9 protein-coding genes are annotated in these 12,021 nt (G+C 63.8%); 7 read left to right on the forward strand and 2 right to left on the reverse strand.

The window, feature by feature from the left end; genetic code table 11:
• From QZY07_RS09120 to QZY07_RS09145, 6 genes are all read left to right on the forward strand, one after another.
• Positions 1-1,005: ribulose-bisphosphate carboxylase (locus tag QZY07_RS09120; protein WP_295401756.1), on the forward strand; the 1,005-nt coding region annotated here is incomplete at its 5' end.
• 220 nt (positions 1,006-1,225) lie between these two features.
• A complete protein-coding gene (locus tag QZY07_RS09125; protein ID WP_295401758.1) occupies positions 1,226-2,032 on the forward strand; it encodes a CbbQ/NirQ/NorQ/GpvN family protein in 807 nt (268 codons plus the stop codon).
• A 264-nt stretch (positions 2,033-2,296) separates the two neighbouring features.
• Positions 2,297-2,581: a DUF2442 domain-containing protein gene (locus tag QZY07_RS09130; RefSeq protein WP_295401760.1), complete on the forward strand. Its 285-nt coding sequence runs from the start codon at positions 2,297-2,299 to the stop codon at positions 2,579-2,581.
• 118 nt (positions 2,582-2,699) lie between these two features.
• On the forward strand, positions 2,700-4,961 hold the full coding sequence (locus tag QZY07_RS09135) for a VWA domain-containing protein (protein WP_295401761.1): 2,262 nt from the start codon (positions 2,700-2,702) through the stop codon (positions 4,959-4,961).
• Positions 4,962-4,991: 30 nt separating this feature from the next.
• Positions 4,992-5,594, forward strand: a complete 603-nt coding sequence (locus QZY07_RS09140; protein ID WP_295401763.1) for a TetR/AcrR family transcriptional regulator — start codon at positions 4,992-4,994, stop codon at positions 5,592-5,594.
• A 120-nt stretch (positions 5,595-5,714) separates the two neighbouring features.
• Entirely contained in the window at positions 5,715-9,053 is a 3,339-nt protein-coding gene (locus QZY07_RS09145) for an EAL domain-containing protein (RefSeq protein WP_295401765.1), read from the forward strand.
• Between the two features lie 13 nt (positions 9,054-9,066).
• Here QZY07_RS09145 and QZY07_RS09150 read toward each other — a convergent pair whose 3' ends face one another.
• Positions 9,067-10,305, reverse strand: a complete 1,239-nt coding sequence (locus tag QZY07_RS09150; RefSeq protein ID WP_295401767.1) for an AMP-binding protein — start codon at positions 10,303-10,305, stop codon at positions 9,067-9,069.
• 28 nt (positions 10,306-10,333) lie between these two features.
• Entirely contained in the window at positions 10,334-10,816 is a 483-nt protein-coding gene (locus QZY07_RS09155) for a DUF2939 domain-containing protein (RefSeq protein ID WP_295401769.1), read from the reverse strand.
• Positions 10,817-11,011: 195 nt separating this feature from the next.
• Here QZY07_RS09155 and QZY07_RS09160 point away from each other — a divergent pair.
• On the forward strand, positions 11,012-12,021 hold a 1,010-nt coding region (locus QZY07_RS09160; protein ID WP_295401771.1), incomplete at its 3' end, for a multifunctional CCA addition/repair protein.

Genomic DNA, 12,021 nt, shown 5'->3' on the forward strand with positions numbered 1-12,021 from the left:
CCCGAGCGCGCCATCCAGCTGTTCGACGGTCCGGCCAAGGACATCTCCGACCTGTGGCGTATCCTCGGGCGCCCGATCAAGGATGGCGGCTATATCGCCGGCACCATCATCAAGCCCAAACTCGGCCTGCGTCCCGAGCCCTTCGCGCACGCCGCCTATCAGTTCTGGCTCGGTGGCGACTTCATCAAGAACGACGAGCCCCAGGGCAATCAGACCTTCTGCCCTTCCAAGAAGGTCATGCCGCTGGTCTATGACTCACTGAAGCGCGCGCAGGACGAAACCGGCCAGGCCAAGCTGTTCTCCGCCAATATCACCGCCGACGATCACTATGAGATGTGCGCCCGCGCGGACTTCATCCTGGAGACCTTCGGACCCGACGCGGACAAGGTCGCCTTCCTGGTCGATGGCTTCGTCGGCGGTCCCGGCATGATCACCACCGCCCGTCGTCAGTACCCCAACCAGTACCTGCACTATCACCGCGCCGGCCACGGCATGATCACCTCGCCGTCCGCCAACCGCGGCTATACCGCCTTCGTGCTGGCCAAGATCTCCCGCCTCCAGGGTGCCTCCGGCATCCACGTCGGCACCATGGGCTACGGCAAGATGGAAGGCGGCGCGGACGACAAGATCATCGCCTACATGATCGAGCGCGACGAGTGCCAGGGTCCGGTCTACTATCAGAAGTGGCACGGCATGAAGCCCACCACGCCGATCATCTCCGGCGGCATGAACGCGCTGCGTCTGCCCGGTTTCTTCGAGAACCTGGGCCACGGCAACGTGATCAACACCGCCGGCGGCGGTGCCTACGGCCACATCGACTCCCCGGCGGCCGGCGCGATCTCGCTGCATCAGTCCTACGAGTGCTGGAAGACCGGCGCCGACCCGATCGAGTTCGCCAAGGAGCACAAGGAATTCGCCCGCGCCTTCGCGTCCTTCCCGCTCGACGCCGACAAGCTCTTCCCGGGCTGGCGCGACAAGCTCGGCGCGGCGGCCGAGCACAAGTAAGCGGTCTGGTTCTCCGAGCCTGATCCGGCGAACAAAAGCCCCCGCCCCGCGGGGGCTTTTTGCGCTAGGATTCAGGTCCGCACAGCGGACACTACGGACGAGGCGTTGGGGTTGCGTAGGGTCCGCTGCGCGGACCGAGCCCCAGTAGGATCCGCGCATGCGCGCCGTGAAACGCCAGGCAACCCATCCCCCGCATCCCCCGCATCCCCCGCGAGCCACTATGAGCATCGACACCGAGCAGTACAAGGTCAGCCAGGAGCCTTTCTATCAGCCCCTGGACAACGAGATCGCACTCTACGAGGCCGCTTACCGGCGCCGCCTGCCGGTGATGGTCAAGGGGCCGACCGGTTGCGGCAAATCCCGTTTCGTCGAATTCATGGCCTGGCGACTGGGCAAACCGCTGATCACCGTCGCCTGCAACGAGGACATGACCGCCTCGGATCTGGTCGGGCGCTATCTGCTGGACGCCACCGGCACGCGCTGGCTGGATGGCCCGCTCACCGTGGCCGCCCGCATCGGCGCCATCTGCTATCTGGACGAGATCGTCGAGGCCCGTCAGGACACCACCGTGGTCATCCACCCGCTGACCGACCATCGGCGCTGTCTGCCGCTGGACAAGAAGGGCGAGGTCGTCACCGCCCATCCGGACTTCCAGCTCGTGATCTCCTACAATCCGGGCTATCAATCCCTGATGAAGGATCTGAAGCAGTCGACCAAGCAGCGCTTCTCCGCTCTCGTCTTCGACTATCCGCCGGCCGACCTGGAAACCCGGATCGTCGCCACCGAAACCGGCATCGCCCCGGAATTGGCCGCCGCCCTGGTCAAGATCGCCGCCGCCGCCCGCAACCTCAAGGGCCACGGACTCGACGAAGGCATCTCCACCCGCCTGCTGGTCTACGCCGCCAACCTGATGGACGAGGGCATCGCGCCGCGCGAGGCCAGCCGCATGGCCCTGGTCGACCCGATCACCGACGACGAGGATATTCGCTCGACGCTGCACCATGCGATCGATGCGGTGTTTCCCTAAGGCGATTTCCGGAAAACATTCTCCTCGTAGGAGCGGGTTTCAAACCCGCTCCTACGACAGGGTATGCCTGGAGATCAGGTGCGAAGGCAATAGCACCAAGTGATTTGCAGCCTGGTCATATAGGGAGGCAGGATGATGGCGATTGTATCGATGTTTTTCGGGATCATCGTCTCGACCATCAAGACGAATTGATGGCCGATTGGGTATTGGCTTCCTCGGGCAGGGAAATCTTTAAGATCGATCCTTTGAAATAGGTACTTGGTCATGAACCCGCGTGTGACAGACGTTCAACCCAACCACGACTATTCTCTTAATCTACGCTTTGAGAACGGCGAAATTCGCGTGTTCGACGTGTTGCCATATCTTGAGAAAGGACTGTTCCAGCAACTCAAGGATCGTGGCGTGTTCAATTCGGTAAGACCGTTCCTCGGGAGTATTCAGTGGAGCAACGGACTCGATCTTTGTCCGGATACTTTGTACTTGGACAGCGTCCCCTTGACATCCGTCGCATCCGGCAAACCGCAAACGGATCTTGGTGAGGCCGCTTAGCGAGGTGATTTTCATGCCCGAGTTCGCGAAAAAAGCGTCAGGGTTCGATTGATAAGCAGCAGCCGGCCGAGTACCTCGCGGTCTTGCCCGACCCGTCATAACCCCGCCGGAGCCATCCATGCCTGTCCCAGCACCGCTTCCGCCCGAAATCCTGGCCCCGCTGCGCCAGCAACTGCGCTGTAATTTTCCCCAGCTCGACCAGGTCTTCCCCGACTGCATGACCGAGGCCCGGATCCTGTTGAGCGAGACAGGGATCCGGGACTATCTGGAGGGCGCCTCGCTGATCTGCCGCATCGGGCGCGGGTTCGAGCCGGTGCTGGTCTATCTGGAAGAGATGCCGAGGGTCGCCGCCGATCTGGGCGAAGAGACCCTGGCGCTGGTCTCGCAGACGGTCTGGAAGCTCTCGCGCAGCCCCAACGGCAAGGCGATTCTGCCCTTTCTGCAGAGCATCGCCGAGGCGGCGCGCCGCCTCGCTAGCGCCGAGTTGCTGACCCGCTATACCGCGATGATTCTGGACTTCATGGAGCGCACCACCGGCTCTATCCACGGCTTCCACACCACCATCCCGAGTCCGAGCCTTCCGGACCTGCTGGAGCGGATCCCCTACCTCCTGAGCCAGCTCACCTGCCATGGCCTGCGCAACTGGCTCGATTATGGCCTGCGCCACTATGCCGACCACCCCGACCGCCAGCGCGACTATTTCAGTCTGCAATCGGCGGATAGCCGGGCGGTCCTTCAGCGCGAGCGTCACGGCGTCCTATTCGTCGACCATGAGCGCCAGCTCGATCTGTATCTGCGTGCCCTGTGGCAGGAACGCCAGACCTTCGTCCCCTATTCCGATGCCTTCGACGAACCGCGCAAGCCCCTGCCCTACTTCGACGCCCTCGGGGTGCGGATTCCGGACTGCTACGACGACCGCGACGGGGTCGCCGGGATCGACCGCTACCGCGCGCTGCTCGCCCATGTCGCCGCCCATCTGCGCTGGAGCGGCTCGCTTGTCGCGGACAATCTCAGCCCCTTCCAGCGCATTGCGGTCGAGACCTTCGAGGATTGTCGGGTCGAATCGTTGGCACTGCGCGAGTACCCCGGACTGCGCCGGATCCTCCTGGCCCTGCACCCCACGCCGGCAGAGGATGCCTGCGACCCGGAGCGCGAGTCCTGTATCCGCCATCGTCTCGCGATGTTCTCCCGTGCCGTCCTTGACCCGGACCACGGCTACCGCGACCCGAACCTGCTCGACTTCGTCGCCCGCTTTCACGCCGAACTGGCCGAGGGTTCGTCCAGCACCCAGGCCATCGCGGACCTTGCCATCAGCTACATCGCCCGCACTCGCCGTCAGCAGGATCTCGCGCCCAACGTCCATTTCACCGACACCGAGGTCGACTACCGCGACGACAACCGCCACCTCTGGCGCTACATCGAGCAGGGTGACGAAGAGGAAGCCTTCGAGGAACGCAAGCCGCGTCAGGCCGACGATGTCGAGACCCTGCCGCCCCGCCACTACCCGGAGTGGGACTACCAGAGCAAGACCTATCGCCCGGACTGGGTCAGTCTCTACGAGGGCCTGCATCCCAGCGGCGATCCCGCCCATATCGACGCCCTGCTCGACAAGCACCGGATGCTGGCCAAGCGACTGAAGCAGATCCTCGACCTGCTCAAGCCCCAGCAGTACGTGCGACTGCGCTATCAGGAAGAGGGCAGCGAACTGGATCTGGATGTCGCCATCCGTTCGCTGATCGACTTTCGCGGCGGGGCCACGCCGGACCCGCGGATCAATATGAGTCACCGCCACGACGGGCGCGACATCGCCGTCATGCTCCTGCTCGATCTCTCGCAGTCGCTCAATCAGATCCCGGACGGATGCAGCCAAACCATCCTGGAACTCAGTCAGGAGGCCGTCGCCCTGCTCGGCTGGGCCATCGATCATCTGGGCGACGAGTTCGCCATCGCCGGTTTCTCGTCGAACACCCGTCACGAGGTTCGCTATCAACATATCAAGGGGTATGGCGAGGGCTGGGACGATCAGGTCAAGGGGCGTCTCGCCGCGATGGAAGCCGGTTATTCCACCCGCATGGGCGCCGCGCTACGCCACGCGGCCCATTATCTGGAGGCCCGCCAGGCGGACAAAAAGCTGCTGCTGATTCTCACCGACGGCCAGCCCCACGATATCGACGTGGACGACGAGCGGCTGCTGATCGAGGACACCCACAAGGCGGTCCAGGAACTCGACCAGCAGGGCATCTATACCTACTGCATCAACCTCGATAGCCACGCCGACGAATACGTCCGCGACTGCTTCGGCAACCGCTTCACCGTGATCGACCGAGTCGAGCGGCTCCCGGAAAAGCTCCCCCAGCTTTTCATGGCCTTGACCAAATAATGGCATTGCAACCGCACCTGGCGGAATAACATGGGCAGACGCGGAGAACACGGCAAGGAAGAGCTGACCTCCCTGGCGCTGGATGCGGCCGTGGCCATGTTGGAGGAGGAAGGACCGACGACGCTGACGACCCGCGCCGTCGCGGGACGGATCGGTTACACGGTGGGCAGCCTGTATTTTCTCTTCCGCAACCGCGACGCTCTGATCCTGCGGATCAACGAACGCACGCTCGATGAATTGCGCGCCGAAATCGAGACGGCCGTGGCCGGGTATCGGGAACCGCGCGAGGCCATTCTTGGCATGGGACGCGCCTATCTGACCTTCGCGACCGCGCACCCGGTCCGCTGGCGACTGATCTTCGAACATGTCCTGCCCGCGGACACGGAGGTTCCGGCTGGCCTGCTCGCGAAGATCGAGGGATTTTTTACGCGAGTGGCCGGATATCTCGCCGCTCTCGCACCCGACCGTGATCGACTCGCCGTGCGCCGGTCCGCTCAGGCGCTCTGGAGCGGTGTGCATGGCATTACCGTGCTGGCGATTACCGACAAGCTCGCCCTGGGCGGCGACGCGACCGCCGAGGCGCTGGCCGAGGATCTGATCGGACGCTATCTGGACGGGCTGATCGCCCATTGAAACCACTTGCGCTGGGTGCGTTCATCGCGGTTCCGAAGTTTTTTCGGCTTGACGCAAAATGCGCGATCATTGAAGGATAATAAGCCGTTTTCCGCGGCGCGCAGGAGCCGAAGCCAACCCATGATGTTCAATGACGCCATCGACATCCACGACCCCCGTCAACTGGACAACCTGTCCGAGAAGCAACTGGATCGCCTGCCCTGCGGGGCGATCCGCGTCAATGCCGAGGGTGTCATCCTGTTTTACAGCCGCTCCCAGACGGCGATCACGAATCGCGAACCCGAGGCGGTGATCGGACGCAACTTCTTTTCCGACGTGGCGCCCTGCACGGTCGTACCCGAGTTCTACGGACGTTTCCGCCAGGGTGTCCTGACCGGCAACCTCAACACGACCTTTGAGTTCGTGTTCGACTTCCAGATGCACCCGGTCCAGGTCCGGATCGCGATGCGCGCCTCCAGCCGCCCCGGCGAGTTCTGGATCATCGTCGAGCCCCTGCGCCAACTGCCGCCGCGGAATGAACGGGTGGCTCATGACCTGATCTCCGGTAAGTTCGGCGAATCGCTGGCCAACCTGTCGGCGGCCTCGTTCGATTTTTCCCAGTGCGACGCGGAACCCATCGCCACCTGCGGCGCGATCCAGCCGTTCGGCTGTCTGCTGGTGGTCGATCCGGAAACGCTGCGCATCGCCGCGTGCAGCGCCAATACCGCCCTGTATCTGGGGCTGGATCCGGAAGCCCTGCTGGGCGAACCCGTGACGCGAGCCCTGCCGAACGGCGAATCCGAGCTGCACGACTGTTTGGGCACGGGCGCGGAGGCCGCCGCCTTCCGTCCCTCCTTCTTTAGCACGGCGGCACCGGTTGACGATCTCTCGCTCGCTGTCCGTCTGCACCGCTGGCGTGGTCAGTTGCTGCTGGAGATCGAGCCGCAAGGCGAGATGGCGATGGATGCGCGCCTGCGTGGCTTCGATGTCGAGTCCTTCCAGCGGCGTCTGCGGGCCTGCGCCGATGTGGCCAAGGTCTGCCGCGAGGCCGTCGCGGCATTGCGCTATCTGAGCGGATTCGAGCGGGTGGTCGTCTACCGCTTCGAGCCGAATGACGATGGCATCGTGATCGCCGAGAGCCTGCTACCGGACGCCTGGCCCCCAATCCTGGGGTTGCGCTATCCGGCGACCGATATTCCGCGCCAGGCGCGCGCGCTCTATCGCGAGACACCGCTGCGCTACGCACCCAGTCTCGATCATTCGGACGTGCCGCTGTTGAGCAAGACACTGGCCCCCGACGCCATCGATATCGGCGTCGCCCATCTGCGCGCCCAGTCGCCGATCCATCGCAACTATCTGAAACGTTTTGATGTAAACGGCTCCATGTCGTTGTCGATCATGGACGAGGAACGGCTGTGGGGGCTGGTGATCTTTCATCATCGCGCGCCGCATCCCGTGACCGCTTATGCGCGGCGGCGGCTGATCGAGCTGGGTGGCTGTCTGTCCGCGCGCCTGGCGCTCATTGAGGAACGCGAGCGCAATCGCGCGAGCGAGCTGGGCATGGCGGAGGTGAATGGAATCGTCGGCGAGATCGACATCGAGCAACCCTTTCCGGAGAGTTTTATCGGCAAGGAGCAACTGCTCCGCGATCTGATCGGCGCCGACATGGTGCAGATCTTTCACCATGGCCAGCCGCTATTCCTGGGGCAGGATTGCAACCTGCCGGCGGACCAGATCCAGTCGCTGCTCGATTTTCTGCGTAGCCGCCCAGGCTCCCTCTGGAGTACCGACTGTCTTTCCTGCGAATTCGAGCCGGCGGCGGTTTGTCCGGATCGGCTCGCCGGGGTCATCGCGCTGTTCATCGACGAGCGACGCGAGGATATCCTGATCTTTGGGCGACGACGGGTCAAATACACCGTCAACTGGGGCGCCGATCCGGCCTCGCTGCCGTTCGCCACCATGGATGGCGAGCGTCCCCTCGGTTGGTCGAACCGCACCTTCCAGGTCTGGAAGGAAGAGCGGACCCATCATGCGCGGCCCTGGTCGGCGGTCGCGCTGGCGACCGGGCTGGCGCTGAAAAATCTGATCCAGCAGGTGCTCGTCGCCAATGCCGCGCATTTCGAGCGCCTCGCCCAGTCGCTGGCGCGACAGCGCGATCAATTACGCGATTCGCGCGAGGAAATGCGCCATCGCGCACTGCATGACGCACTCACCGGACTGCCGAATCGGGCGCGTTTCCGCGAGGCGCTCACCGAGGCGATCGAATCCAGCCAACGCGATGGTTCCTGGTTTTCCGTCGCGCTCCTGGATATCGATCATTTCAAGACCATCAACGACACCCTCGGTCACGACAAGGGCGATCTCCTGCTGCGCGCCCTGGCCGAGCGCATCCGCGAATCGCTGCCCGACGAGGGACTGGCCGCGCGGCTCGGCGGCGACGAATTCGTGCTGCTGCTGCCGCAACCGGCGGACGAGGATCCGCTCGCGTGCGTGGAGCAAATGATCGAATCGCTGCGCCAGACCATTCTGATCGAGGGGGACAGCTTCTCCATCACCTGCTCGCTGGGGCTCGCCATCGGCGGCGCCGACTCCGAGCCTGGTGAGTTGCTCAAGCAGGCCGATCTGGCCCTCTATTGGGCCAAGGCGGATGGGCGCAACTGTGCCCGCCCCTTCGATCGCAAGCTGGAAACGCAGGCGCGCAAACACCTGGAAATCGACCGCGCGGTGCTGGGCCGCTCGCCCATGGACGCCATCGAAATCCTGCTTCAGCCGCAGATCGCCATCGCCGCCACCGACCGGCAGCGGCGCTTCGAGGTTCTGGCACGCTGGCGCGACGAGGATGGCGCGATCGTCATGCCGAGCGATTTCATTCCGGCGGCCGAACGCAACGGCTTGATCGGCGCCGTCACCGCCGCCGTGCTGCGCCAGTCCATCCGGCTCCTGCGCGAACAGCTCGAACACGACGGCGAGGGCGTGCGGCTTGGCATCAATGTCTCCGCCGCCGACCTGGAGGCGCGCGGCTTCGCGCGCCGGTTGCTCGAAGACCTGCACGCCGCCGACGTGCCGCCGGATCTGATCGAGATCGAGATCACCGAATCCCTGCTGCTGCGCATGACGCCGAGCGTGAAAACCTCGCTGAATATCCTGGACCGTGGCGGGGTCACGCTGTCGCTCGACGATTTCGGCACCGGCTTCAGCTCCATGGTCTATCTGCGCGAGCTACCGATCTCGAATCTCAAGATCGACCGCGGATTCATTCGCGGCATCGAGGCCCCCCGCGACCGCAGTCTGGTCGCCGGCATGATCGCCATGGCCCATTCCATCGGCAAGGAGGTCATCGCCGAGGGCATCGAAACCCCGCGGCAACTCGAACTGCTCAAGGAACTCGGGTGCGATTGGGGACAGGGTTATCTCTGGTCGCGTCCGGTGCCCCCGGAGGAGGCTTTACGCCTGAAAAGCAGGCAGGCAACGGACCACTAACCACCGAAAAAACCTAATCCCAATCCATCGCCTTCCCCTGAACCGACCTTGGCAGATGCGAACCGAGGGTAATGGAACGGGGCTGTTCGGCGGGCGTCAGGCGTTCGGCAAGCCAGAGTTGCAGGCGCTCAGGCAAGCGCTCGGTCTCAAGACAGGCGGGACCAGGGACGACGAACGCTTTCAACCGCCCTCCCCGCTCGACGCTCGCCAGACGCACCAGCGCGTCCGCGACCTCTGGATGCTCGCACAGACAGTGCCGCACCCGTTGCGGAAAGACATTCACCCCGCCAACCTGCACCGCTCCGTCACGACGTCCAGTGACGTGGAAAGCATGGTCGTCGAGCCATCGGACATGGTCCGGAAGCTCACTCTCCACCGCTTCGTCAGCCGTCCGCCACCGTCGGATCCGATCATGAGAACCGGCAACGCGCGACCAATGCGGCAGAAGTCGGAAAGGGGCGTCCAACGCCTCGCGGATACCAATCCCCGCGATCTCCGAGGCGCCATAGATCTCGATCACCCTGGCAAAACTCGCCGCGCCGAGTCGACGCCAGACCGCTTCTGGACAAGGCGCGGTCGAGGTCAGAGCCATCACGTCGTCCGCCACCGCGACCGGAGTGCGGGTGGCCAGATCGAAAAAGCTCGGATGCCCCAGGATCAGATCGCCCGCGCAAGCGCGCCTGAGTACGCTGCCGGGCAGCGTATCGCGCACGTTTCGTACCGGAATGCCCAAGAGGGCTGGTAGCATGACCGAAAACAGGAAACCGTAGATATGATGGGCAGGCACCGCGCTGAGCACACGCTGTCGGTCACGCAGCAGGTCGGCAAAGTACGCGATCTCCTGCTCCAGGAAAGGCATCGAATGGGTGCAGAGTTTCGGGCGACCGGTAGAGCCGGAGGTCTGAAAGCTGATCGCTTCATCCCAGCGGGCGCGGCTGCGCAAGATAAGATCGGCCCATTCTCCCAGGTGGCGACTGGCCATGAGGTCATCGTCGAGACCCGTTTCGTGAAGATGGAACTGCACCACCACCACCGTGGCCAGATCCAGAAACTCCAACGAGTCGAGTTCAAGCGTCCCGAGATCCCGGCCCAGCCCCGGGCCGATCCGCTCGGCCGCGGCTGCGGCGATCGGCTCCAGGGCGTTGCGCAACCCGAGCAGTCCAGGCCGCAGGCGCGCGACTTCGGCGGCGACCAGATCCGTCAACAGACGAGGAACATGCTCGCGAGTCCACCAGGGTGATAATGATGTCATCGCGGACGTGCAATCAGTGCCAATATTGTTAAGGCACGATATCCGTGATCTTCCAATGACCGTCCACCAGCGAGAGCCGCAGATGGGTCGGACCCTGGCCAAGGTCCCCGATGCGGATCAAAAAGCGCTGGTAGGACTCAAAGAAGGCGAAGCCGATACTGGCCAGCAGATAGGGCGGACTCTGGCCCGTCGCCTGGCTGACCGCGTCGCGCAGCGTTTCATGAACCCAGGGTAGCGTGACCGCCTGATCCAGGGCCGAATCGCCCAGACGCTCAAGGTTCTGACGGATCCAGTGCATGACGCTGTCAGGGTCGCCGGAGGGAAAGATCGCATCGGCACCCGAGCTAACTCGCTTTTTGTAGTTGGCGCGGATGGCGGGCAAATCCACCAACTCGGCAAGCTGACTGTCATCCTGCTGGTTGATGGCGGCGTCGAGTCGATATACCGTGTAATAGGGCCAGAGAGCATAGCCAATCAGCGCAAGTAGAATCAGGTAGCCGAAAAAACGCATCTATTGTATCCCTTGACGAGTGATTCACGTGATGCGCTCATTCTAACCGCAACCTGGCATTGGATATAATCCCAGAACCATCGGAATCCGGAGACGAGCGTGGACGAATCGATTGAAAGCACTGCCAACCCTGGCGACCGACCGCCCGGCTGGCGGCAGCGGTCCACCGTCCCCGTTGGCGGCTGGTAGCACCGCATGAGCGCCACGCAAGGGTTGAATACCTACCTGGTCGGCGGCGCCGTGCGCGACCGCCTGCTGGGACGCGCCGTGACGGAACGCGATTTCGTCGTGATTGGCGCGACCGTGGACGATCTGCTCCAGCGGGGATTTCAGCAAGTCGGGAAGGATTTCCCGGTCTTCCTGCATCCCGAGACGAAGGACGAATACGCGCTGGCACGCACCGAGCGCAAGACGGCGCCCGGCTATCATGGGTTCGCCGTGCATGCCGATCCGGACGTGACGCTGGAACAGGATCTGTTGCGTCGCGATCTGACGATCAATGCCCTGGCGCAACCCGAGTCGGGCGAGATCGTCGATCCCTATGGCGGACTGGCCGATCTGGAGGCGCGGCTGCTGCGGCATGTCTCGCCAGCTTTCGTCGAAGATCCGGTGCGCATCCTGCGGGTTGCCCGCTTTGCCGCGCGCTTTGCCGATCTTGGCTTCCGGGTCGCGGACGAAACCCGTGAGCTGATGCGGGCCATGGTCGATGCCGGCGAGGTGGACGCGCTGGTGCCCGAGCGGGTGTGGCAAGAACTCGCGCGCGCGCTGGGAGAAGACCGCCCCTCGCGCTTCTTCGAGGTACTGCGCGACTGCGGGGCGCTGGCGCGGCTGCTGCCGGAGCTGGATCGTCTGTGGGGCGTGCCCCAGCCCATCCAATGGCATCCCGAGATCGATACCGGCGTTCATGTCATGCTGGTGCTCGACATGGCCGCGCGTCTGTCGGCGGATCTGGAGGTTCGCTTCGCCGCGCTCTGTCATGACTTGGGCAAGGGCACGACGCCGCCGGATATCCTGCCCAGTCACAAAGGTCATGAGGGGCGCGGCGCGGCGCTGGTGGACGTCCTGTGCGACCGTTTCAAGATCCCCAACCGCTGTCGCGAACTGGCGCGTATCACGGCCCGCGATCATGGTCTGGTCCACAAGGTCGATGAACTGCGCGCGGGGACCATTCTGGATCTGCTCGAAGGGGCCGACGCCATCCGCCG

This window comes from uncultured Thiocystis sp., from assembly GCF_903866365.1.
In the GTDB taxonomy this organism is placed as follows: Bacteria; Pseudomonadota; Gammaproteobacteria; order Chromatiales; family Chromatiaceae; genus Chromatium.